General features: G+C 57.8%; 20 protein-coding genes, 1 tRNA gene and 2 pseudogenes. 11 read left to right on the forward strand and 12 right to left on the reverse strand.

From position 1 onward, the window contains the following. Positions 1–84: 84 nt before the first annotated feature. Both AC19YY_RS24780 and AC19YY_RS24785 read right to left on the reverse strand, forming a co-directional pair. Positions 85–789 carry a hypothetical protein gene (locus tag AC19YY_RS24780; protein ID WP_500605028.1) on the reverse strand — a complete coding sequence of 235 codons (705 nt, stop codon included), beginning with the start codon at positions 787–789 and terminating at the stop codon, positions 85–87. Between the two features lie 313 nt (positions 790–1,102). Beyond that, positions 1,103–1,351: pseudogene (locus AC19YY_RS24785) on the reverse strand (phage portal protein); the annotation flags it as partial. Between AC19YY_RS24785 and AC19YY_RS24790 the strand changes: the two are divergent. From AC19YY_RS24790 to AC19YY_RS24800, 3 genes and pseudogenes are all read left to right on the forward strand, one after another. After that, positions 1,347–2,546 (forward strand): annotated as a pseudogene (locus AC19YY_RS24790) (DNA cytosine methyltransferase); the annotation flags it as partial. The pseudogenes AC19YY_RS24785 and AC19YY_RS24790 sit on opposite strands and share 5 nt — an antisense overlap. Then, complete coding sequence (locus AC19YY_RS24795; RefSeq protein ID WP_500605029.1) at positions 2,543–2,752, forward strand: hypothetical protein; 210 nt, start codon at positions 2,543–2,545, stop codon at positions 2,750–2,752. The pseudogene AC19YY_RS24790 and the gene AC19YY_RS24795, both read left to right, overlap by 4 nt. A gap of 94 nt (positions 2,753–2,846) precedes the next feature. Further along, positions 2,847–4,013, forward strand: coding sequence for an Arm DNA-binding domain-containing protein (locus AC19YY_RS24800; RefSeq protein WP_500605030.1), 1,167 nt, complete (start codon positions 2,847–2,849; stop codon positions 4,011–4,013). Between the two features lie 84 nt (positions 4,014–4,097). Here the strand turns inward: AC19YY_RS24800 and AC19YY_RS24805 are convergent, their stop codons facing one another. Next, positions 4,098–5,438, reverse strand: coding sequence for a hypothetical protein (locus AC19YY_RS24805; protein WP_500605031.1), 1,341 nt, complete (start codon positions 5,436–5,438; stop codon positions 4,098–4,100). Between the two features lie 378 nt (positions 5,439–5,816). Further along, positions 5,817–5,906, reverse strand: a tRNA-Ser gene (locus AC19YY_RS24810). Between the two features lie 333 nt (positions 5,907–6,239). Here AC19YY_RS24810 and AC19YY_RS24815 point away from each other — a divergent pair. From AC19YY_RS24815 to AC19YY_RS24825, 3 genes are all read left to right on the forward strand, one after another. After that, a complete protein-coding gene (locus AC19YY_RS24815) occupies positions 6,240–6,929 on the forward strand; it encodes a crotonase/enoyl-CoA hydratase family protein (protein ID WP_169956995.1) in 690 nt (229 codons plus the stop codon). A gap of 216 nt (positions 6,930–7,145) precedes the next feature. Further along, positions 7,146–7,868 (forward strand): 1-acylglycerol-3-phosphate O-acyltransferase, encoded by a 723-nt coding sequence (locus tag AC19YY_RS24820; protein ID WP_500605032.1) that lies wholly within the window; start codon positions 7,146–7,148, stop codon positions 7,866–7,868. Between the two features lie 79 nt (positions 7,869–7,947). After that, on the forward strand, positions 7,948–8,919 hold the full coding sequence (locus AC19YY_RS24825; protein ID WP_169956993.1) for a magnesium and cobalt transport protein CorA: 972 nt from the start codon (positions 7,948–7,950) through the stop codon (positions 8,917–8,919). Positions 8,920–8,943: 24 nt separating this feature from the next. Here the strand turns inward: AC19YY_RS24825 and AC19YY_RS24830 are convergent, their stop codons facing one another. From AC19YY_RS24830 to AC19YY_RS24840, 3 genes are all read right to left on the reverse strand, one after another. Then, a complete protein-coding gene (locus AC19YY_RS24830) occupies positions 8,944–9,666 on the reverse strand; it encodes an amidotransferase (RefSeq protein WP_169956992.1) in 723 nt (240 codons plus the stop codon). Positions 9,667–9,764: 98 nt separating this feature from the next. Next, complete coding sequence (locus AC19YY_RS24835) at positions 9,765–11,909, reverse strand: 3-hydroxyacyl-CoA dehydrogenase NAD-binding domain-containing protein (protein ID WP_500605033.1); 2,145 nt, start codon at positions 11,907–11,909, stop codon at positions 9,765–9,767. Between the two features lie 16 nt (positions 11,910–11,925). Then, positions 11,926–13,131 carry an acetyl-CoA C-acetyltransferase gene (locus AC19YY_RS24840; protein ID WP_169956990.1) on the reverse strand — a complete coding sequence of 402 codons (1,206 nt, stop codon included), beginning with the start codon at positions 13,129–13,131 and terminating at the stop codon, positions 11,926–11,928. Between the two features lie 686 nt (positions 13,132–13,817). Between AC19YY_RS24840 and AC19YY_RS24845 the strand changes: the two genes are divergently transcribed. Further along, the gene (locus tag AC19YY_RS24845; RefSeq protein WP_500605034.1) at positions 13,818–14,630 is read left to right on the forward strand and encodes a c-type cytochrome; all 813 of its coding nucleotides are present in this window, start codon (positions 13,818–13,820) and stop codon (positions 14,628–14,630) included. Between the two features lie 36 nt (positions 14,631–14,666). Here the strand turns inward: AC19YY_RS24845 and AC19YY_RS24850 are convergent, their stop codons facing one another. The 5 genes from AC19YY_RS24850 to AC19YY_RS24870 form a co-directional block, all read right to left on the reverse strand. After that, positions 14,667–15,206 carry a C40 family peptidase gene (locus AC19YY_RS24850; RefSeq protein ID WP_169956988.1) on the reverse strand — a complete coding sequence of 180 codons (540 nt, stop codon included), beginning with the start codon at positions 15,204–15,206 and terminating at the stop codon, positions 14,667–14,669. 144 nt (positions 15,207–15,350) lie between these two features. Next, complete coding sequence (locus tag AC19YY_RS24855) at positions 15,351–15,980, reverse strand: C40 family peptidase (protein ID WP_057438759.1); 630 nt, start codon at positions 15,978–15,980, stop codon at positions 15,351–15,353. A gap of 213 nt (positions 15,981–16,193) precedes the next feature. Continuing rightward, positions 16,194–16,898, reverse strand: coding sequence for a DnaA regulatory inactivator Hda (gene hda / locus AC19YY_RS24860; protein ID WP_029292403.1), 705 nt, complete (start codon positions 16,896–16,898; stop codon positions 16,194–16,196). Positions 16,899–17,113: 215 nt separating this feature from the next. Beyond that, complete coding sequence (locus AC19YY_RS24865) at positions 17,114–18,187, reverse strand: AI-2E family transporter (protein ID WP_500605035.1); 1,074 nt, start codon at positions 18,185–18,187, stop codon at positions 17,114–17,116. Between the two features lie 43 nt (positions 18,188–18,230). Then, positions 18,231–19,289: a DUF2066 domain-containing protein gene (locus AC19YY_RS24870; RefSeq protein ID WP_170043286.1), complete on the reverse strand. Its 1,059-nt coding sequence runs from the start codon at positions 19,287–19,289 to the stop codon at positions 18,231–18,233. Positions 19,290–19,647: 358 nt separating this feature from the next. On the opposite strand from AC19YY_RS24870, the gene purM reads away from it, so the two are divergent. The 4 genes from purM (at position 19,648) to AC19YY_RS24890 (ending at position 22,634) form a co-directional block, all read left to right on the forward strand. Then, entirely contained in the window at positions 19,648–20,706 is a 1,059-nt protein-coding gene (gene purM, locus AC19YY_RS24875) for a phosphoribosylformylglycinamidine cyclo-ligase (RefSeq protein ID WP_169956985.1), read from the forward strand. Next, entirely contained in the window at positions 20,706–21,356 is a 651-nt protein-coding gene (gene purN / locus AC19YY_RS24880) for a phosphoribosylglycinamide formyltransferase (protein ID WP_169956984.1), read from the forward strand. The genes purM and purN overlap by 1 nt, the downstream gene beginning before the upstream one ends. An 8-nt stretch (positions 21,357–21,364) precedes the next feature. Beyond that, a complete protein-coding gene (locus tag AC19YY_RS24885) occupies positions 21,365–22,078 on the forward strand; it encodes a DUF3108 domain-containing protein (protein ID WP_170043285.1) in 714 nt (237 codons plus the stop codon). A gap of 367 nt (positions 22,079–22,445) precedes the next feature. Next, a complete protein-coding gene (locus tag AC19YY_RS24890) occupies positions 22,446–22,634 on the forward strand; it encodes a hypothetical protein (RefSeq protein WP_032857031.1) in 189 nt (62 codons plus the stop codon). The last annotated feature ends 34 nt before the right edge of the window (positions 22,635–22,668 follow it).

Genomic DNA, 22,668 nt, shown 5'->3' on the forward strand with positions numbered 1-22,668 from the left:
TTAACACGGAGAACCGGGCGGAAAACGCTCCGCTGCACACTGTATTAGGCCGTTTTCAGGGAATAGCGCTGATTGCCTGGTGAATTACGGCCTGCCATCGCTGCGCGGCAAGTTGATCGGAGCATCCTTAGCAGTTAACGCTGCAATAGCAGTTTCAAGCAGCTTTGCCTCGTAAGCCGCTGTCAGCGACTTATGCCGCTCATAAATTATATCGTCGTCAGCGGTCACTCCTTGCCTACGGAGACGAGACATACCTTTGGCAAAATCAATAGGTGTCTTACCAATAGGGTTGCTACCATAAAATACTTCGCTTGCTTTAATCTGCTCTTGGAGATCGGCACTCTTTTGTGCGATCAGAGCATTGTGCAAAGACAGCTCATGCGTAAGTTTCTCAACTGGCGTATTACCGGAATCTGGATTGCTTGCCTTTAATTCTTCAATCTCTTCCTTTAGCAAAGTTTCCTGATTTTTTAGCACCGCTTCATACTGCTGCTTGATTTTAGACTCTTGCGCACCAAGCGGCCCCCTTACCATGCCAACCCAACGCGCACCTCCAGGGCGATTTTCAGGATCAAATCCCAATAGCTGTGTCCATTTTTCATTGTGGGCACGAAGGGAATTATCACTATCATAACCCCCACCCATTCCATACATTGAAAACTTTGGAATTTTCCCTGCGGTGATAATAGTAGGCCCGATTTCTAATGGCCCCCCAGAAGTAAATCCACCGGTTCCACCGGACGTAGGCGGAGTAATAGGCACTTTTACAAGAATGTTCTTTTCTGTCATATCGATTTCCTTTTCAACTTAACTAAAGTAAACCTGGTCAAATGTTTAAACCAGAATTTCCGGGTTTCCTTACCTGACAGTTCTCAGCATCAGTGATGTTTAAGAGGGAGAAAGCAAGGCACACAAACACTGTACATAAACACAGTTAAAAACATCAAGAAAAATATGCACTGGTGCATATTTTTCCAGATGAACGGTATTGATATACGTTTGCATTTACTGCTAAGGCGACCGTCAAAACCAGTTTTTTGACGGCTAAGGACGGGCCGCAGTTGACGCGTAGGTTTGACTCCTCGTTTGCTGCGCAAGGGGTTTAAGCCCCTGCAGGAACTGCATAGGGGTTGAAGCGAACAACCTCCTCCCCGAGCCATTCATTCACTTGCGACATACGAGCCTGAATCGGCTCCAGCTCATTGGCCGCTTAGATCTGCGCCGCCTCCCTGATCGATCCAAACCCACCCGCGTTTTGCGGCACGATGCCCATCAGTTGCGGAGGAATGCGCAAGCTTGCAAGCACGTCGTCACGGGTCTGATTTTTGATCGAGTTGAATTCGTCTTTGGCCACCCGTGGCCGGCACCTGCTGGACCAAATCAACAAGCTGCTGAACCACTACGGTTATGCAGTTGCAGAAACCACTCACGACTGCGGCGTAATCGGCGGCCTGGCCCAGAGCCGCAAGCGTTTCTTGCTCGTTGCCAGGCACATCGAGAAGGTGCCGCCCTTCCTGTACGAGCCACAGAAAAAGACGCTCAAGTCTGTGGGTTCGATCCTGGACCGCATGCCAATGGCTGGCGATGTTGCCGCCGCGGGCCCAATGCACCGGGTTCCGGCGCTGCAATGGAAAACGTGGGTTCGCCTCGCCCTGGTCGAAGCTGGTAAGGACTGGCGCTGCCTGAACGATTTAGCGATCGAGGACGGCTACCTACGCGATCTGGTCATTGTTCCCCAGTTCCGTGACGGTTTCCTGGGCGTGCATGACTGGAACGAAACCGCCGGTACCGTCGCCGCACGCAGCGGCCCAACCAACGGCAAGTTTTCGGTAGCTGATCCACGGGCCAGAGCCGGCGCACTGCAATACCAGCAGTACGGTGTCCGGCGCTGGGACGAAACCAGTGGCGCGGTAATCGGCGTCAAGTCACCCGGGCAAGGGACGTTCAGCGTTGCTGACCCACGTGACCCTGGTATCGGACACGCAAAATACAACGTGGCTCAGTGGGATGGCACCTCACGCACCGTAATTTCCGGCAGCACCACAGGCCAGGGCGCTTTCGCCGTTCAGGATCCACGCCCCGGCATGAAACGCACCAAAGGCGATGCCTACCTAACTGGCGGCCATTACGGCGTTGTAGGTTGGAGCGACCAGTGCGGCGCGGTTTCAGCCAGCGCCCGCCAGGACAATGGGCGCTGGTCTGTTGCAGATCCCCGCATGCCAGAAGCCAACGAGCGGCTGACCTGCGTTATCGAAAGCCTCGACGGCACCTGGCACAGGCCGTTCACCACGCTGGAGCTAGCCGCGCTGCAAAGTCTGGTTGAGCCAGAGGAATGGTTTGAGCTGGACGGCCTGAGTGATCAGGCATGGCGAGAGCGGATCGGGAACGCAGTTCCACCGGCAGCCGCCGAAGCAATCGCCCATGTGATGGGCACCACCTTGCTGCTGGCCCAAGCCGGCGAAACTTTCATGCTCAACAGCATGCCAATTTGGGTACAACCAGTCGCGATTGCCCTGAGCGTGGCAGAGCGGGAGGTCGCTCTATGAACAACGGTAAATCCTTCCCCTGGAACCTCGACTTGACTGGCGTCTGCGACCAATGCGGCAGATCGCGTGCCCACGGCAACCACCAGAAATGCAGCAAAACGCGCCAGGCCCTCAACGCCAAGCGGCGTGCCGAGGAGGCTCAAGCAGGGGCCACACCGGCACCTAGAAAAAGTGCTGGCCTGTTCTGGTTACTTCGCCAGCAGTGATCGGCAACACTAAAACCGCAATACATCAGGCCCGGCAACGGGCCTTTTTTCTTCCTGTTGGCAGAATCTTTCGATACTTCGCGTGGGGACGCATATGGCAGATGGCGTAGAGGCCCGTGGCAATTCGGTACGGGTCTATTTTCGTTTCAATGGCGAGCTGTGCCGGGAGCTGGTGCCCGGCGGCAACACTCCGGCCAACCGGGAGCACGCAAAGCGCCTGGTCACGGTGATCGAGTACGAAATTCAGGCCGGCACCTTCGATTACCGCCGGCATTTTCCAGAGTCGAGCAAATTGGCCGAGAACAGTTTCGGGCATTACCTGGACCTGTGGCTGACCATCAAGAGCAACAGCGTGGCGGCGACCTCTTTCCGTGGGTACAAGAACAAAGCCGAGGTGCATGTGCGGCCGCGCTGGGGTGACATTCAGATCGATCAGATTGACCACCTGGACCTGCAAGAGTGGATTCAAGGACCGCTGTCGAAGCGCCTGAAGAACAAGACGATCCGCGACATCATCAGCAACGTACGCCAGGTGTTCCGGCTGTACCGCACCAGGAAGAAGGTCGCACACGACCCAACCGAGGGATTATTCGTCCGCCTGCCCGATCCAGAGGCACCGGACCCGTTCACCAGGGCGGAAATCAAGCAGATCCTCGAAACACACACCAGTCGTACCCAGGAGCTGCTGATGGTGCAGTTCATGATCTGGGCGGGCCCCCGGATGTCGGAGACCATTGCGTTGGCCTGGGAGGACGTCGACCTGAAACAGGGGACAGTGACTTTCCGACGTTCCAAGGTGCGCGGGGCCTACCGCGTGACCAAAACCCGGCGCTCGACGCGTAAGGTACAACTGCTGGAGCCCGCGTGGGATGCCCTGCGCAAACTAGACGCCATCAACCAGCTCAAAACTGTGGACACGGTCAACGTCGTCGAGCGGGACAACAAGACCGTCCGTAAGCACAAGCTGCACTTTGTATTCCTCAACACCAAAAGCGGCCTGCCGCACGTCAGTGACTTCGTCGTGAGGGACAGGTTCTTCAAAGCGCACTTGAAAACGGCCGGCGTTCGCTACCGCGGCCCAGGCCAGTGCCGCCACACCTACGCCAGCCAGTTGCTGACCACCGGCGTGGCATCGGTTGACTGGATCGCCGAGCAGATGGGTCATACCAGCGCGAACATGATCCGGCAGCACTACGGCATGTGGATCAACGAGGATGGCCCGGATGTGATAGGTATGTTGCAAATCGCTTTAAATATTTAAAACTGCTTAATACCTACTATACAAATCATTAAAAAACCACCTCGAGTATAATTTCGGCAGTGCTTTTCTCCCCTAATAAAAAATTTATTCACCCTCTGCGTCCTCAGGCTCAAAAACATCATCCAGCTCTGCATATACGTCAACAAACTCAAAACCGCCTAAAGATCTCTTTCCAACTTTAAGCCGACTCCTAATCTCGACTGATATATTCATTGTTCGCATAGGCGCAACGCTGTACTTCCTATGAGCCCCCTTCGCGTAGGCTTGGAACTTGGTAGTAAACCCCAGCTCAAAGACTGATATATTTACAGCTTCAAACTCCACCTCATCAAAGATTGAATCCGACTCCGCTATCGCGATCGCAACACTATCAAAATTAAACAGAGAATACTTATTCTCTTCAAAAAACCCTATAGCCCTCTCTTCTAAAGCATCCAAATCAACCAATTCAAAAGGGAAATCATCAAACATCATCAAAACGTGATCAAACAACAAATCCGAAGTTAGGTTAACACTGCGAAAACCTTCTACAAACACTATATTCTCTAACTTTCCTGCCAAATCATCCGAATCATAATAAATATACTCAACATTGGAAAAAGCGTCATTATTAAAACCATCATCATCCAATACAGACTGAAAATCTTTATAACCAAAAATCGCCGCCACCACCTCACCAATAGACATCAGCGAGAGGGTTATATCATCCGACTTCAGGCTATCATCTAATTTAGACATAAAAACATAGACCGAAGGAAAACGATGCGAAGCTAGCGTCGCTCTTAACTTAGCACTAGTTACATTAAATTTCTGCTTATCCAGTTCTGCTTGCTTTTTCTTACTATCTTCTTCGAGTTCAGCAATAGCAGCCCTGCTTTTCGCCTCAGCGGTATTCGCCTCCGCTTCAACTTTTTTCCTCTCCTGCTCGTCAAGTTTCGCTTGCAAACGTTCGGTACGCAACTTTATATGCCCTAGCACCTCAACCTTACGGTCAATATCCCATTGAACAGTCTGCTCTAAAAACTGTTTTTCGGGGTTAGAGCGCAACCTAGCTTTATTCAACTCTTCTTGCTGCCGTATATTATCAAGCTCTACATCAACCGCCTGCTTATGCAGCCGATCATTAACATTTTTTAATATATACTTAAAAACCAAAGACAACCAAGGAAAAGCAAACAGGTAAAATAATGCGAGCATTAACGGAATAACAAACACTGAATTAAAACCAAAAAGACCAGTCAGAGAGAGATATTTTTGAAATTCATTCACCCTGTCGGATACCGTTCCACCGCCCCACAAAAGAAGAGCTATATGATTCCAGTTACATATAATCCATGAAATGGTAAATGTTCCAATAAACGGATCACTAACCCTAGTTTTAGCAACGCCAGACAAAGAAGCTAAAATATCATCCAGAACTTTCACAACCGAATCATCCTTGTTTTAGTAGAGACATTTAATTCACGCTAAAAATTAGTGCCCCTACCACTGCCTTTGGATACCACATTTGAACGTTTAAGAAGCCACATAAGGCCAAAATTCAAACGCCCATAGCAGCAGCTCACTCTAGGGTTAGGCCTGGTCGACTACCAATACCCACCCCAGTCGATAACACATCAACGCTAATGCGTTCCTTTTGCACGCCAGTTCGACAGAGCCACCATATAGACACCACTCTATCGTACATCAAGCGAATATCGAATTTGTTCCCATACCTGTTCCCATATGAGCTTTTTTCAGACGCCAAAAACCACAAACCCCCGACTTTCTCTAGGAAAATCAGGGGTTTGTGTTTACAGAATGTGGCGGTGAAGGAGAGATTCGAACTCTCGATACAGTTTCCTGTATACACACTTTCCAGGCGTGCTCCTTAAGCCACTCGGACACTTCACCGTATCTCGTCAAACTGATTCAGTCTGTCGAGGCGCGCTAATGTAGTCGAAAGCTTTTCCGATGGCAAAGGTTTTTTTCAGAATTTTCATGCGCTTAGACGGTTATCCCATGCCGCCTCCCTCTGGCACGGCGTGGAGGGCGGCGATTGTGCCATTCTCAAGGCGTGTCGGTATGGGGCCAAGGTGGCTGGCGAGCCCTGACGTAGCCTACTCTGGGCCGGGAGGTTGGGAAAAGTCTGACTGGCCAGTCAGTCATGGCGCTTTACCGGGGCGGCCATGCTGGGTAACGTCTGCGGCCTGCCCTTCTATTAAACGTATTACAAGGAATCGCGTCATGAGTGAGTTGATTGCCTACCACCTCGAAGACGGTATCGCGACCCTGACCTTGAGCAACGGTAAGGTCAATGCCATTTCCCCTGCCGTGGTCAGTGCGTTTAATGAAGCGCTGGACCAGGCCGAGAAGGATCGCGCGGTGGTGATTATCACCGGTACGCCGGGGATTCTGTCGGGTGGTTATGATTTGAAGGTGATGACGGCCGGCCCTAAAGAGGCGGTCAGCCTGGTGACGTCGGGTTCGACCCTGGCGCGTCGCCTGTTGTCGCACCCGTTTCCGGTGATTGTCGCGTGCCCTGGGCATGCGGTGGCAAAGGGGGCGTTCCTGTTGCTGTCGGTCGATTACCGGATTGGTGTCGAGGGGCCCTTTAGCATTGGTCTGAATGAAGTGATGATCGGCATGACCATGCACCATGCCGGGATTGAACTGGCCCGCGATCGCCTGCGTAAGTCGGCGTTTCATCGTTCGGTGATCAATGCCGAGATGTTCACCCCGCAAGACGCCCTGAGCGCCGGTTTCCTCGATAAGGTGGTGGCACCCGAAGAGCTGCAAGCCGCGGCCCTGGAAGCGGCGCGGCAGTTGAAGAAGATCAATATGAACGCCCACAAGCAAACCAAGCTGAAGGTGCGTAAAGCCCTGCTGGATCTGCTGGATAACGCGATCATTCAGGACCAGGAACATCTGGGCTGAGTCTCCCGAGACCGCATCAAACAAAGCCCGACCCTGTGTCGGGCTTTTTCTTACAGCGCGTTCTGAATCACCTTGCAGCCGCTCTAGATGGCATCTGTCTCCATCTGCTGAAACATGTACTTAAACATCGCCCATCTCCTACCTCTACAGGGGTAATTGCCGAATACAGTGCACGTCCGTACACTGCGCCACCTTTTGTCCCGATGGTCCGTGTCGATGCTCTATTGTTTACGCATGTTATTGATGGGCCTGCATTTTCTGATTGCCGGCGTGCTGGGCGTGCTGCTGGGGATCTGCCGGCCATTCAACCCGGATAACAGCCGCCTGTGCGCACGCCTGTATGCTCTGCCGGCCATGTGGATCCTGCGGCTGCGGGTCAAGCCGCAAGTGGACTCGCTGCGCAACAAGCCGAGCAGTTGCGTGATTATTGCCAACCACCAGTCCAACTATGATTTGTTCGTGTTCGGCAATGTGGTGCCCTATCGCACCGTGTGCATCGGCAAAAAAAGCCTGAAGTGGGTGCCACTGTTCGGGCAACTGTTCTGGCTGGCGGGCAATGTGTTGATTGACCGGGGCAATGCGCAGAAGGCACGGCGGTCGATGTTGACCACCACCCATACCCTGCAACACGAAGAAACCTCGATCTGGGTGTTTCCGGAAGGCACACGCAACCTGGGTGAATCGTTGCTGCCGTTCAAGAAGGGCGCGTTCCAAATGGCGATTGCCGCCGGAGTGCCGATTGTGCCGGTGTGCGTCAGTACCTATGTGACGCAGATGAAGCTCAATCGCTGGAACAGCGGCGATATCTTGATCCGGTCATTGGCGCCGATTCCTACAGCAGGATTGACGATGGATGACATGCCCGGGCTGATGGAGAAGTGCCGGACGCAAATGGTCGAGTGCATTGAAGCCATGGATAAAACACTGCAAAAAACCTGACGGCAAGCCGGCTCCTACAATGTGGCGTTTCAGGCTAAGCTGGCCGGTTACTGCCACTTGTGAAGAAGCGATCAGCATTATGGGTAGAGTTGTTGCGGCGGCCGTCTATAGCGCCGGTAAAAAAGTCCGGGATATCACCCTCGATGAAGGCGCCGCCTGGGCGGCCAAGCCTGATCACTTTGTATGGATCGGCCTGGAAGAGCCCGACGCCCAGGAACTGGCCAACCTGCAACGCCAGTTCAACCTGCATGAACTGGCCATCGAAGACGCCCTCGAAAAACACAGCCGGCCGAAGCTGGAAACCTTTGGCGACGCACTGTTTATCGTGACTTATTCGCCGGTGCGCCATGAAGGCAAGCTGGAGTTTATCGAGACCCATATTTTTGCCGGCAACGGCTATATCATCACCGCGCGCAACGGCCACTCGGCGTCCTACGGCTATGTACGCCAGCGCTGTGAGGCGCGGCCGCTACTGCTGGAGCACGGGGAAGATTTCGTACTCTATGCCCTGCTGGATTTTGTCACCGAAAACTACCAGCCCGTGAGTGAGGCGATTCATGCCGAGATCGATGCGCTGGAGCACAACGTGTTGTGCAACTCCCTGAACGAGCGCGATATCCAGAACCTGCACGGCCTGCGCCGCGACGTACTGCGGCTGCGCCGGCATGTGGCGCCAATGGTGGAAATCAGCGAGGAATTGCAAAAGCTGAGCTTCCCGTTTATCGACAAGAACATGCGCCCATACTTTCGCGATGTAGAGATCCACGTCACGCGGCAGATGGAAGACCTTTCGACCCTGCGCGACATCGCCAGCCAGACCATCGAGATCGGCGTGCTGCTCGAAGCCTCGCGCCAGAGCGTGGTGCAGCGCAAGTTTGCAGCCTGGGCGGCGATCCTCGCCTTCCCCACGGCGGTGGCCGGGATCTATGGGATGAACTTCCAGAACATGCCGGAACTGCAATGGCACTACGGCTATTTTGCGGTGCTGGGATTTATCGCGGTGGGGTGTACGGGCCTGTGGGCCAGCTTCAAGCGCTCGGGGTGGCTGTAACCTGCCCACCCCGGCCGGCCGGGGTCAGGCGACCTGCGGCTTGTGGGCTACAAAACGCATCATCCATTCCGCCACGGTTACCCCGTGGTGGTCATGAGCAAGGCTGGCGACGCCCTGCTGGTAGATCTGTTCGCCAAGGTTGAGCTGGCGAATGTCGAGCAAGGCCCGGGAGTAATCGTGGATAAACTCCGGATGCCCCTGGAAGCACAGCACCTGATCATTGATGTGATAAGCGGCAAACGGGCAGAAATCGCTGGAGGCGATCACCGTGGCGTTTTCCGGCAAGGCGGTGACCTGGTCCTGATGGCTGATCAATAGGGTCAGTTCTTCTACCACCGGGCTCATCCACGGCGCCTTGGCGGCCAATTGATAGTTGTGCGTGCCCACGCCCCAGCCCTGGCTCGCCCGCTCGCTCTTGCCGCCCAGCAACAGCGCCAGCAGTTGATGGCCGAAACAGATGCCGAGCAGCTTGTCGCCCCGCTCGTAACGGTTCAGCAGGTAGGCCTTGAGGGTTTCGATCCACGGATCGGTAGCGAAGGAATCCGCCTTGCTGCCCGTGACCAGGTACGCGTCGAACACTTCGCTGTCCGCCGGGTAGTGGCCTTGCATCACGTTGTAGACGACGAATTCGGCGGCAATCGGCTGCTGCGAAAACAGGCGCTGGAACATCTGCCCGTAACCTTGATATTGATCGACCAGTTCCGGACGCAGGATATCGGTTTCCAGAATGCAGACGCGTAGCGACATAAAAAATACCTGACACGGTGATGGGAATAACGCACACCCGCCAGCCTGCCCTGAAATACCCTTTCAAGGCAAGCCCCCACCCATGGCCTGTCAGGAGGTTAGAACGTTGTGCCCTGGGCGGCCTTTTCCAGCAACAAGGCTGGCGGGGTGAACCGTTCGCCGTATTGCTCGGCCAGGTAACGCGCTCGCGCCACGAAGTCGTTCAAACCGTACTGGTTGATAAACTGCAGCGCCCCGCCGGTCCACGCCGCAAAGCCGATGCCGAAGATCGAACCGATATTGGCATCGGCGGTGGACATCAACACGCCCTCCTCCACACACCGCACCGTTTCGATGGCCTGGATAAACAGCAGGCGGTCGCGCACATCCTGTGCCGAAATCTGCTGGCCGGGCTTCTCGAAGCGCATCTTGAGTTCTGGCCACAGGTATTTCTGGCCACCGCTGGGGTATTCGTAGAAACCACCGCCCGCCGCCTTGCCCGGGCGTTTGTACTCATTGAGCAACAGGTCGATCACCGCAAACGCCGGATGCTCGGGCAGCGTCTTGCCTTCGGCGTGCAGATCCTTGGCTGTCTGCTGACGGATATGGCTCATCAGGCTGAGGGAAACTTCGTCAGAAATCGCCAGCGGACCAATCGGCATCCCGGCCTTGCGCGCTTCGGTCTCGATCATCGGCGCAGCCACGCCTTCGCCGAGCAGGGTGATGCCTTCGTTGGTGAAGGTGCCAAATACCCGCGAGGTGAAAAAGCCGCGACTGTCGTTCACCACAATCGGGGTTTTCTTGATTTGCAGTACGAAATCAAAACCACGAGCCAGGGTTTCGTCGCTGGTATTGGCGCCTTTGATGATTTCCACCAGTGGCATTTTTTCCACCGGGCTGAAGAAATGCAGGCCGATAAACTTGCCTTGGTTTGGCACCGCATTCGCCAGGCCGCTGATGGGCAAGGTGGACGTATTGGAAGCAATCACCGCGTCAGCGCCTACCACGCGCTGGGCCGCCGCCGAGACCTTGGCCTTGAGGTCACGGTCTTCGAATACGGCCTCGATGATCAGGTCGCAACCGGCCAGGTCGGCATCGCTGTCTGTAGGATGGATCCGCGCCAGGGTGCTTTCCCGCTGCTCAGGCGTCAGTTGCCCACGGCTGACTTTCTTGTCCAGCAGCGCCGCCGAGTGGGCCTTGCCCTTCTCTGCCGCCGCCAGCGTCACGTCCTTGAGCACCACTTCCACTCCCGCCAATGCACTGGTGTAGGCAATCCCCGCGCCCATCATGCCGGCGCCGAGGATGCCGACCTTGCGCGTGACATACGGCGCAAACCCCGCAGGCCGTGAGCCACCGGCGTTGATTTCGTTGAGCTGGAACCAGAAGGTGCCGATCATATTCTTCGCCACCTGGCCGGTGGTGAGCTCGGTGAAGTAGCGGGTCTCGATCAGGTGCGCGGTGTCGAAGTCCACCTGGGCGCCCTCCACGGCCGCACAGAGGATTTTCTCCGGCGCCGGGAAGCAGCCATTGGTTTTGCTGCGCAGGATCGACGGCGCAATGGCGAGCATTTGCGCGACTTTTGGATTGGACGGTGTGCCACCTGGAATCTGGTGACCCTTGATATCCCAAGGCTGTTTGGCCGTCGGGTTGGCCAGGATCCAGGCCCGGGATTTGGCCAGCAGTTCATCGTGATCCGCCGCCAACTCGTCGATCAAACCGGCTTGCAGGGCCTTCTGCGCGCTGATCTTCTTGCCTTCCAGCAGGTACGGCAAGGCCTTCTCCAGACCCAGCATGCGCACCATGCGCACCACCCCGCCGCCGCCCGGCAACAGGCCGAGGGTGACTTCCGGCAAGCCGATCTGCACGGCTGGATGATCCAGCGCCACGCGGTGCTGGCACGCCAGGCATAGCTCCCAGCCACCGCCGAGGGCGGCGCCGTTGATCGCGGCCACCACCGGCTTGCCGAGGGTTTCCAGGCTGCGCAACTGCGCCTTCAGGCCCAGGACCATGTCGTAGAACGCCTTGGCATGGGGCTTGTCGACTTTGATCAGCTCATTGAGGTCACCGCCGGCAAAGAAGGTTTTTTTCGCCGAGGTGATTATGACCCCGGCAATCCCATCCTTTTCCGCATCCAGGCGTGCGACCGTGGCGGCCATGGCCTCGCGGTAGGCCGCGTTCATGGTGTTGGCACTCTGGCCGGGCATGTCGAGGGTCAGCACCACGATCTGGTCCTGGCCTTTTTCGTAACGAATGGCGTCGGTCATGACAGATTCCTTAGGCTCAGAGGCGTTCGATAATGGTGGCGATACCCATGCCGCCGCCCACACAGAGCGTGGCCAGGCCGTAGCGCTGCTGGCGCACCTCCAACTCGTCGAGCAAGGTGCCGAGGATCGCGCACCCCGTGGCCCCCAGCGGGTGGCCCATGGCAATCGAGCCACCATTGACATTGACCCGGGCGGCGTCGATGCCCATGTCCTTGATGAACTTGAGCACCACCGAGGCGAAGGCTTCGTTGACCTCGAACAGGTCGATGTCCTCGACCCGCAGGCCGGCCTTGGCCAGGGCCTTGCGGGTGGCCGGCGCGGGGCCAGTCAACATGATGGTCGGATCGGTACTGGTGACGGCGGTGGCGACGATACGCGCACGCGCTTGCAGGCCCAATTCACGGCCCCGGGCCTCGGAGCCGATCAGCATCAAGGCCGCGCCATCGACAATCCCGGAACTGTTACCCGGTGTGTGCACATGCTGGATGCGCTCGACATGGCTGTAGACCCGCAAGGCCGTGGCATCGAAGCCCATCTGCCCCATCATTTCGAAGCTCGGCTTGAGTTTGCCCAACCCTTCGAGCGTCGAGTCGCCACGGATAAATTCGTCGTGATCGAGCAGTACGATGCCGTTCTGGTCCTGCACCGGGATCAGGGATTTGTTGAAGGAACCATCTGATCTGGCCCGCGCCGCTTTCTGCTGGGAGTGTAAGGCGAAGGTGTCGACATCTTCGCGGCTGAAGCCTTCCAGGGTGGCGATCAGGTCGGCGCCAATCCCCTGGGGCGTGAAGTGGCTGTGCATATTAGTCTGCGGGTCCAGCACCCAGGCACCGCCATCGCTGCCCATGGGCACGCGGGACATGGACTCGACACCGCCGACCACCACCAGGTCCTCGAAGCCGGAACGCACCTTCATCGCCCCAAGGTTGACCGCCTCCAGGCCCGACGCACAGAAGCGGTTGACCTGCACACCGGCGACGCTGACGTCCCAGTCGGCTACCAACGCGGCGGTCTTGGCGATATCCGCGCCCTGGTCCCCGACTGGCGTGACGCAACCGAGCACGATGTCATCCACCTGGCGCGTGTCCAGGTCACTGCGCTGTTGCAGGGCGCTGAGCAAGCCGGCCAGCAGGTTCACCGGCTTGACGCTGTGCAAGGCGCCATCGGCCTTGCCTTTGCCCCGGGGCGTACGTATCGCATCAAAGATCAAAGCTTGGGTCATGACGTCCTCGAACCACTGTGCAATGGAGCTCTCAAGGGGAGAGCCGACCGTGCCCTTACCTTAAGCGCCGCCAGGGCAGATTCAATGACCGATGCGCTCATTGGCCTTGACGAGCACGCTCAGACGAACGGTAGGAGGCTCGCGAAAACCCCAGGTTAATCGTTTTAGCTGTCTAGCCAAGGGGCTGGCGCGAAGATGGCCATATGCCTCATGCGCTTTTAAAAGGATTTCAATCTAAGTTGATATGAAAGCGATCTAAGCCACGCCCGACATGGGCTCTAAGGTTGAATCAGTAAGAAGTGTATGACGCTGCTGCCGGGTCTTGCTGGAGCAGCTGTAAGAAAAATGCCATCTCGCAGGCCTAACGTAGTCAATGATGGTGCTTGCATCGGCGCATTTGACGCTCAGGAATAACAACAAAAGGCAGTCAGCCATGTTCAAACAATCGAAAGTCCGCCAGGCGGGGCTCATTCTCTTCGCCACCACACTGATTCTGATTTTGCCCAACCTGACCAAGATCATTGGTTGAGCGGGCCGATCACACCTAGACATTGCAGCCTTTGGCAGCACCGCCCGGGAAACCGCGTAGAGCGTTCCCGTGGCCGGGGCTGTCTTTTTTGCGTACGGTTTCGTCGTCGATGTCCGGTATCCTGAGCCCAGACCGCCACTGCCACATGGGACTCGCCTTGAAACACATTATCGTCCTGCTGATGCTGATCCTGGCCTACCCCGCCAGCGCCGCGTCGTTGACCATCGAGCTGGATCACAGCCGCACAACCTGGCAAACCGCCGAGTTGCTCAAGCACCCGGCAGCGCAAACCGTGCAGATCGTTGATGACGTTTCCTACAAGCGCAACATGACCTATCGCGCAGTACCGCTGGCCGTACTCTTGCCGGGCGTGTTGGCGCAGAACCATGTGCAGGCGGTAGCGCTCGATGGTTTCGCCGCCGAACTGGCTGCCGCGCCGCTGCTTTCGCAAAGCGGCGCCCAGGCGTGGCTGGCGGTGGAGGATCCGGCCCAGCCATGGCCCCCGCTGGCCAAGGGCAAGCCCAGCGCCGGGCCGTTCTACCTGGTGTGGACCCAACCCCAGGCGAGCGGGATCAGCCCGGAACAATGGCCCTTCCAGATCTCGACGATCAAACAGTTGAAAACCGTTGCCGAACGCTTCCCGGCGCTGCTGCCGGACCCTGCGCTGGCGGTGGACGATCCGGTCAACCAGGGGTTCGCCCTGTTCCAGAAGAACTGCCTGGCCTGCCATCGCCTAAACGGCGCGGGTGACGCGCAGGTAGGCCCGGACCTGAATCTACCCTACAGCCCCACCGAATATTTCGGCGGCGACTTTCTCAAGCGTTACATCCGTGATCCCCAGAGCCTGAGGCATTGGCCGCAAGCCAAGATGCCGGCGTTTACCGCCAGCGTGTTGCCAGAGGCCGACCTGGAGTTGCTGGTGGGCTATTTGAAGCATATGGCCACTCGCAAAACCGACGCCCCCTTGTAGGATTCGGCTTGCGGACTCCTGCAAGGAGGCGTGTTTCTAGGGGTTACGCGCCAGATGCTCCGACGGCAATACGCGCTTGGCGCTCAGATAGGCATTCTGCCAGTAGGCCTTGGACAAGGTATCAAGCTTCACCGTACCGCCGGTTTGCGGTGCATGGACGAAACGCCCTTCACCCACATAGATGCCGGCATGGCTGACCTGCGAGCCGCCGCCCGTGGCGAAGAACAGCAAGTCACCGGTCTGCAGCGCATCTTCACGCACGTCCTGGGCCCGCATCACGATCAACTCGCGAGTGGTGCGCGGCAGGGAAATACCAGCGGCATCGCGGTAGACAAAACCAATCAGGCCACTGCAATCAAACCCCGAATCCGGCGTATTGCCGCCCCAGCGATAAGGCGTGCCGACCAGGCCCAGGGCGCGAAACAGCACATCTTCAGCCGCTGGCGAAAAGTTCTGGGTGGCGTAGTTGAAGACCGGCTTGGGCTTGACGGCCACAGGCGCAGGTGGAGGACGGCTGGCGCAGGCACTGAGCAGTGCGGCGCAAACAAGAAGAATTAGGCGGGCCGAGGTCGACATGGGCAGAACAATCCTGATCTGGATGCGGCTTTCGCTGCCGAACGCTGAAAACTAGACCGCGCAAGCAAGCTTGCGCGGTCAGGTTCGCAACAATATCTCAGGATTCTAGCGGTTACGCGTCAAACTTCAAGTATCACTTTAACTTTACTTGCGAGCGGTAACGGTAGTCGGGGCCATCGCCAATGCACGCTTGGCTTCGATGAAGGTTTTGCTCCAGTAGCTGTCGCCCAGCTTATCGACCCGCACCCCACCGCTGCGGCGGCTGCTGGAGTGGATGAACTGGTCATCGCCCAGGTAGATACCGGCGTGGCTGACACGACCACGGCCATTGGTACTGAAGAAAAGCAGATCGCCAGGCTTGAGGTTGTTCCGTGCGACCAACGGTGCATCCACGTTGATCATTTCGCGGGTGGAGCGCGGCAGGTTCATGCCGGCCTCTTCACGAAACAGATAGCCGATAAAGCCACTGCAGTCGAAACCGGCTTCAGAGGTACCGCCGAAACGGTAACGGGTACCGATCAGGGACATGCCGCGTTCGAGAATGCTATCGGCCAGCAGCGGCAGCTGATAAGGCTTGCTATCGGCGAACTGGGCCAGTTCTTTTTCGGTCGCCACCTCTTCTTCATAAACAGAAGAAGACTGTGCTGCGACGAATTTGGCTTGATGCTGTTGTTGCGGCTTTTGCTGCTCGACCACCTGCTGGGGGTGGGTGGCGCAACCAAACAACAGGGTAACGAGTGCGAGAGGCACGAGGGGTGCGAAGCGATTTAGCATGGGCACGACCGTGGCTGAGATGTAAAGAAGTCGAGACTATGCCTTCTATGACATCGATTTGCAAATTCAATCGTGATCTATGTGACTTCTTGTTTGACCTATGTCATCTAAGCCCTTACACCCCATTTAAACCCTTTTGCGTGGCCATAGCGGCTCAAGCACAGGTTTTCTGGCGCCTGGAATTTGCCAGGAGCACCGGTTTCAAAGGGCTGGCTACCAGCCGAGGGTTTCTTTGAGAAAGGGGATAGTGAGCTTGCGCTGGGCCTGCAAGGAGGCCTGGTCGAGCTGCTCGAGCAAGTCGAACAGCGCGCTCATGCTGCGGGTACCGCGGGTGAGGATGAAATGCCCGACTTCATCGGTCAGGTGCAAGCCACGGCGCGAGGCACGCAGTTGCAGGGCCCGCAATTTGTCTTCGTCGGACAGCGGGCGCATCTGGAAGATCAGCGCCAGGGTCAGGCGCGACTTGAGGTCTGCCAGCTTGACCGGCAATTCCCGTGGCGAGGTAGACGCGGCAATCAACAGGCGCCGGCCACTGTCGCGCAGGCGGTTGAACAGATGGAACAGTGCTTCTTCCCAGTCTGCCCGGCCGGCGACCGCTTGCAGGTCGTCCAGGCACACCAGTTCGTATTGCTCAAGGTTGTCGAGGATGCCGATGCCACGGTCCAGCAGCTCGGCCAACGGCAGGTACACCGCCGGCTCACCCAACTGCTCAAAACGCAGGCAGGCGGCCTGCAACAGGTGGGTCCGCCCCACGCCGTCCTTGCCCCAGAGGTAGATCAGGCTTTCCGTCCACCCGGCGTCGGCTTCGCAGAGCCGCTCGACATAGCCGAGTGCAGCGGCATTGGCGCCTGGGTAGTAATTGATGAAGGTAGCGTCGTCACGCAGACGCACACCTAGGGGCAGCTGAATCGGTTTCATGCTGACTGAACGGTTCCAATCGAACCGTTAGTGGCCTCTGTGAAAAGTTTGCAAAGTTTATACCCGTGACGCCGGGCGCACAATGCAACAGACCACAAGCAAAATCAAAGGTTTGCGTTAACTCATTGGATTTTTTGGAGATTGTTTGACGCGATGGCTAAATGCCAAGCCCTAGAGGTAACAAACCCGGCCTTGAGCCGGGTTTGTGATCAGCCTTACAACTGAGGGTCATCGGCGCCCGTATAGACGTCCGAATCCTTGTACACATCATGCACATGGCGCACCAGCACCATGATCACCGCCGCCACCGGCAGCGCCAGGAGGATGCCGGTAAAGCCAAACAGCTCGCCGCCCGCCAGGATCGCAAAGATCACGGCCACCGGATGCAGGCCGATGCGGTCGCCCACCAGCAACGGCGTCAGCACCATGCCTTCCAGGGCCTGGCCGACCATGAACACCGCGACAATCCCCAGCATCGGGTACAAGTCGCCGCAAAACTGGAACAGGCCGGCCACCAGCGCCGCGCCAATCCCGATGACAAAGCCCATGTACGGCACAATCGCCGCCAGGCCGGCAATCATGCCGATCAACAGGCCCAGTTCCAGGCCAATCGCCATTAGCCCGCCAGCGTAGATAATCCCCAGCGCGACCATCACCAGCAACTGCCCGCGAACAAACGCACCCAGTACCTCATGGCACTCCCCGGCCAGGGACACGATGCGCTCCTCGCTATCACGGGGCAGCAGGCTGCGGATCTTGGCCATCATGATGTCCCAGTCACGCAGCAGGTAGAACGCCACCACCGGGATCAACACCAGGTTGGTCAGCCAACCGATCAGCGCCAGACTGGAAGCCGTGGCTTGGCTGAGGATCACCCCGACGATATCGGTGGTCTGGCCCATATGCTCGCTGATCGCGGCCTTGACCTTGTCGAACTTCCAGAAGCCATCGGCCAGGCCGAGCTTGGACTGCGCCCACGGCATGGCCGTGTGTTGCAGCCAGTCGAGCATTTGCGGCGCCAATTCGTAAAGGCGGATCATCTGCTTGGCCAGCATCGGCACCAGCACCAACAGCAGCGCCATGACGATCAGGGTAAACAGCGCAAATACCGCCACCACGCCCCAGGTGCGCGACAGGCCGAGTTTTTCCAGGCGATCGACCACCGGGTCGAACAGATAAGCCAGCAGCAACGCGACCAGGAACGGCGTCAGGATCGAATGCAGCAAGAACACAAAGACGCACAGCAGGACAATCCCGCCAAGCCACACCCAACGACGCGTATCCGCCATAAACCACTCCATCTGTCAGTTGCTTCTATATAAGGAAGAACATTTACCAACGAAAACGCAGCTGCGGCTCGGGCTCGGCTTGCGGCACGGGTGCCGGTGAAGCGCCTTCGACCACTGGCGCCGGCACAGGTTGTGGCGCGAGGGCCTCGCCGGCCGGCACTTCCTGCAGCTTGGCCAGGCTCAACTGGCTGCGCAGTTGCTCGCTGCTGCCATTGACCCGATAGACGATCCGGTCGCCATCCACTCGCTGCAACTGCGCACCAAAGGGCTCCAGCAGGTGACCGAGGGCGGCGTAGCGTTCCAGGGTCATGCCCTGCACTTGCAGCAACTGCTCGCTCGACACCCCGGCTTTTACCGCAAACCGTGGGGCAAGCCGCTCACTGACCGCCAGCAAGACGGCATCGGCCAAGGCCGCAGTGTCGGCGCCCTGTACGGTGCCCTGCTCGGCTTTGTCACCCAGCCACAGGCGCCACTTGGCTTGCCATTGGCCCGCGTCTTCACGGGCATGCACCGCCAGCAGCGCGTCAGCGCCATAACGCTCGGAGGCCGAACGCAGGGGCGCGGGATCTGCGCTCTCAAGATTAGGCGCGGTGGCAACAATCTGTTCATCGAGGTCACCCAGCGGCAGGCGCAACGGCAAGCCCCGGTGCTGGGCCGCACGGCGCAGCGGCTCGGCAGCGGCCTGGCCATCACCCACCAGGCTGCTGCCTTCGGTGGAATCGCTGAGCCACCAGCCAAGGATCGATGGCCGATTGTTACCCCACAGCGCCAGGCCGGCATCGCGCAGGGCGCGGTCGGTGCTGACCGGATCGAAATCCACTTGCAGGCTTTCCGGCGGACCGGCGTCGTAGCCGTACTGGCTGATGATCTGTTGCGGATCCTTGCGAATTGCCGCCAGGCCAGGGCCCTGGGCGGCCTTGGTGTCGCCGGTGAGGCGGATCACCAGGGTTTCCAGGGCGCGCTGAGTAGCTTGTGCGCGCTCCTCGGGCGCCTGGCTGCTGACCGGCTCCAGCACTTGATAAAGACCATTAACAGTTTCGGCATGACTGGCCAGGCTGACCAACGACAAACAGCCCACAAAAAAATATCTACTCAGACCCATGAAAAAAGATTCCCGAACGACAAAAAAGCGGCTGGAACAGGCCGCGTGAAGAAGGTTAAGCAAGGCTGTGACCACAGCGACCGGCAAAACATTCACAAGGCCCCGGTAAGTTTTCGTACTGTCATAACGATAGCGGGTTAAAGGCTATACCTTAATACAGGCGATCGCGGCGCCGATTAAGGTTTTTTTAGCACCATATGCCCCTGCCCGTCGGCCCGAGGATGGCCGCTGCCCCTCAAGCCTGATAAAATCGCGCGCCTTCGCAGACCGTCAACGGCTGGGCGTCCTGAAGTGTTCGACTTCCGTACCCCCACCGCATCGGTCGTTACCCCTGAATCCCCCCCTAAAGGCCTGGATCATGAGCAAGCAACCCTCCCTGAGCTACAAGGACGCCGGTGTAGACATCGACGCCGGTGAAGCATTGGTCGAACGCATCAAGAGCGTCGCCAAGCGCACTGCGCGCCCCGAAGTCATGGGTGGCCTGGGCGGTTTCGGCGCCCTCTGCGAGATCCCGGCCGGCTACAAGCAGCCTGTGCTGGTCTCCGGCACCGACGGCGTGGGCACCAAGCTGCGCCTGGCGCTGAACCTGAACAAGCACGACACCATCGGCATCGACCTGGTGGCCATGTGCGTCAACGACCTGGTGGTATGCGGTGCCGAGCCGCTGTTCTTCCTCGACTACTACGCCACCGGCAAACTGAACGTGGAAACCGCTGCACAAGTGGTCACCGGTATCGGCGCTGGCTGCGAACTGTCGGGTTGCTCCCTGGTCGGCGGCGAAACCGCTGAAATGCCAGGCATGTACGAAGGCGAAGACTACGACCTGGCCGGCTTCTGCGTCGGCGTCGTGGAAAAAGCCGAGATCATCGACGGCTCCAAGGTAGCTGCCGGTGACGCCCTGCTGGCCCTGCCATCGTCCGGCCCGCACTCCAACGGCTACTCGCTGATCCGCAAGATCATCGAAGTGTCCGGCGCCGACATCGAGAACACCCAGCTCGATGGCAAGCCTTTGACCGACCTGCTGATGGCCCCGACCCGCATCTACGTCAAGCCGTTGCTCAAGCTGATCAAGGACACTGGCGCAGTCAAGGCCATGGCCCACATCACCGGTGGCGGCCTGCTGGACAACATCCCGCGCGTGCTGCCAAAAGGCGCCCAGGCCATCGTCGACGTGGCCAGCTGGCAGCGCCCGGCGGTCTTCGACTGGCTGCAAGAGAAAGGCAACGTCAACGAAACCGAAATGCACCGCGTGCTGAACTGCGGCGTGGGCATGGTCATCTGCGTGGCGCAAGAGCACGTGGAAAGCGCGCTGAACGTACTGCGTGAAGCCGGCGAGCAGCCATGGGTGATCGGCCAGATCGCCACCGCTGCCGAAGGCGCTGCCCAGGTTGAACTGAAGAACCTCAAGGCTCACTGATGCCAGCAACCTGTGATGTCGTGGTGCTGCTCTCCGGCACCGGCAGTAACTTGCAGGCCCTGATCGACAGCACGCGCGCCGGCGACAGCCCGGTGCGCATCGCTGCGGTGATTTCCAACCGCAGCGACGCCTACGGCCTGCAACGCGCCCAGGACGCGGGTATCGATACCCGCTCCCTGGATCACAAGGCGTTCGAAGGTCGCGAGGCCTTCGATGCAGCCTTGATCGAACTGATCGACGCCTTCAACCCCAAACTCGTGGTGCTCGCCGGCTTCATGCGCATTCTCAGCGCTGATTTCGTGCGCCATTACCAGGGGCGCCTGCTGAATATCCACCCTTCCCTGCTGCCCAAATACAAAGGGTTACACACTCACCAGCGGGCCCTTGAGGCCGGCGATACAGAGCACGGCTGCAGCGTGCACTTTGTCACCGAGGAACTCGATGGCGGGCCACTGGTCGTACAGGCAGTAGTTCCGGTAGAGTCTGCGGACTCAGCGCAGAGCCTTGCGCAACGGGTTCACACCCAGGAACACAGGATTTACCCGCTGGCGGTTCGCTGGTTTGCCGAAGGACGCTTGGTTCTCGGTGAACAGGGGGCATTGTTGGACGGCCAGTTACTTGCGGCCAGCGGCCACTTGATTCGTACCTAGGAGATTTTATGCGTCGCGCCCTGCTCTTCGCTTTTGCTCTGCTTGCCCTGCCTACCGTGCACGCGGCAGATCTTCAGCCTTTCTCCGCCAGCTATACCGCCGACTGGAAGCAGTTGCCCATGAGCGGTACTGCGGAACGCAGCCTGGAAAAAACCGCCGACGGTACCTGGAAGCTCAGCTTCAAGGCCTCGATGATGATCGCCAGCCTGACCGAAACAAGTACCTTGACCCTGGACAAGGATACTTTGCTGCCACAGTCCTACCACTTTGAACGGGGTGGGCTGGGTAAAGCCAAGAAAGCCGACCTGGACTTCGACTGGACCGCCAAGATGGTCACCGGTACCGATCGCGGCGATGCAGTGAAGATCCCGCTGAACCGTGGCATGGTCGACAAATCCACTTACCAGTTGGCCCTGCAGCATGACGTGGCCGCCGGCAAGAAAACCATGAGCTACCAGGTGGTGGATGACGGCGAAGTCGACACCTATGACTTCCGCGTGCTGGGTGCCGAGAAAGTCGACACCAAGGCCGGCAAGATCGACGCCATCAAGGTTGAACGCGTGCGCGACCCGACGCAAAGCAAGCGCACCACCGTGATGTGGTTTGCCAAGGATTGGGACTACCTGCTGGTTCGCCTGCAGCAAGTCGAAACCGACGGCAAGGAATACAACATCATGCTGTTGGACGGCACGGTCAATGGCAAGGTTGTGAAAGGCATCTGATCGTTGATAGGTTGAAAGAGCCTCGCTAAATGCGGGGCTTTTTTTCGCCTGGAGTTTGTGGTGAGGCGACTGGCGCTATCTATCGCAGGCAAGCCAGCTCCCACAGGTGAGCGCATTCCAAGCTGGCTTGCCTGCGATAGCGGTGGGATGCCCGGCACACGGCCAAAGCCTCACTCAAACATGAAACTTTTGTCATAAAACCCCGCCCCCTGCGACGCAATGTCGCGGTTTACGTGGCCTGGAGCATTGTTGCGTTTGCTGCAATGAATTGTTGCGCGCAAAGTCAGTTTACTTAGCAAGCTAACAAAATATATAACAAAGGCCTGCGACGCCTTGCCGCAGATCAACCAGAGACTGGAGCAAGCAGATGACAGTAAAAGTAACGGAACGCGACGATGCCCATATGTCCCACGAGGCCCTGGCCCACGGGATTCATATCTGGGATGTACATCAACAAGACCTGCTGGTCGGTATGTTTCACAACGAGTGCGACGCCCATAACTATAAAAACGAGCTCGAAACCCTCGAAATGAGACGCCAGGCATCTAGCTCCTGAATAACTGAAATCCCATAGCCACCCGGCCCACGCA

The organism is Pseudomonas sp. MF09156 (assembly GCF_059862305.1).

Bases quoted from the DNA above. Each gene is read 5' to 3' on its own strand.
- AC19YY_RS24780 (WP_500605028.1), bottom strand. From the start codon at position 789: ATGACAGAAAAGAACATTCTTGTAAAAGTGCCTATTACTCCGCCTACG.
- AC19YY_RS24795 (WP_500605029.1), top strand. From the start codon at position 2,543: ATGAACAACGGTAAATCCTTCCCCTGGAACCTCGACTTGACTGGCGTC.
- AC19YY_RS24800 (WP_500605030.1), top strand. From the start codon at position 2,847: ATGGCAGATGGCGTAGAGGCCCGTGGCAATTCGGTACGGGTCTATTTT.
- AC19YY_RS24815 (WP_169956995.1), top strand. From the start codon at position 6,240: ATGAGTGAGTTGATTGCCTACCACCTCGAAGACGGTATCGCGACCCTG.
- AC19YY_RS24820 (WP_500605032.1), top strand. From the start codon at position 7,146: ATGCTCTATTGTTTACGCATGTTATTGATGGGCCTGCATTTTCTGATT.
- AC19YY_RS24825 (WP_169956993.1), top strand. From the start codon at position 7,948: ATGGGTAGAGTTGTTGCGGCGGCCGTCTATAGCGCCGGTAAAAAAGTC.
- AC19YY_RS24830 (WP_169956992.1), bottom strand. From the start codon at position 9,666: ATGTCGCTACGCGTCTGCATTCTGGAAACCGATATCCTGCGTCCGGAA.
- AC19YY_RS24835 (WP_500605033.1), bottom strand. From the start codon at position 11,909: ATGACCGACGCCATTCGTTACGAAAAAGGCCAGGACCAGATCGTGGTG.
- AC19YY_RS24840 (WP_169956990.1), bottom strand. From the start codon at position 13,131: ATGACCCAAGCTTTGATCTTTGATGCGATACGTACGCCCCGGGGCAAA.
- AC19YY_RS24850 (WP_169956988.1), bottom strand. From the start codon at position 15,206: ATGTCGACCTCGGCCCGCCTAATTCTTCTTGTTTGCGCCGCACTGCTC.
- AC19YY_RS24855 (WP_057438759.1), bottom strand. From the start codon at position 15,980: ATGCTAAATCGCTTCGCACCCCTCGTGCCTCTCGCACTCGTTACCCTG.
- hda (WP_029292403.1), bottom strand. From the start codon at position 16,898: ATGAAACCGATTCAGCTGCCCCTAGGTGTGCGTCTGCGTGACGACGCT.
- AC19YY_RS24865 (WP_500605035.1), bottom strand. From the start codon at position 18,187: ATGGCGGATACGCGTCGTTGGGTGTGGCTTGGCGGGATTGTCCTGCTG.
- AC19YY_RS24870 (WP_170043286.1), bottom strand. From the start codon at position 19,289: ATGGGTCTGAGTAGATATTTTTTTGTGGGCTGTTTGTCGTTGGTCAGC.
- purM (WP_169956985.1), top strand. From the start codon at position 19,648: ATGAGCAAGCAACCCTCCCTGAGCTACAAGGACGCCGGTGTAGACATC.
- purN (WP_169956984.1), top strand. From the start codon at position 20,706: ATGCCAGCAACCTGTGATGTCGTGGTGCTGCTCTCCGGCACCGGCAGT.
- AC19YY_RS24885 (WP_170043285.1), top strand. From the start codon at position 21,365: ATGCGTCGCGCCCTGCTCTTCGCTTTTGCTCTGCTTGCCCTGCCTACC.
- AC19YY_RS24890 (WP_032857031.1), top strand. From the start codon at position 22,446: ATGACAGTAAAAGTAACGGAACGCGACGATGCCCATATGTCCCACGAG.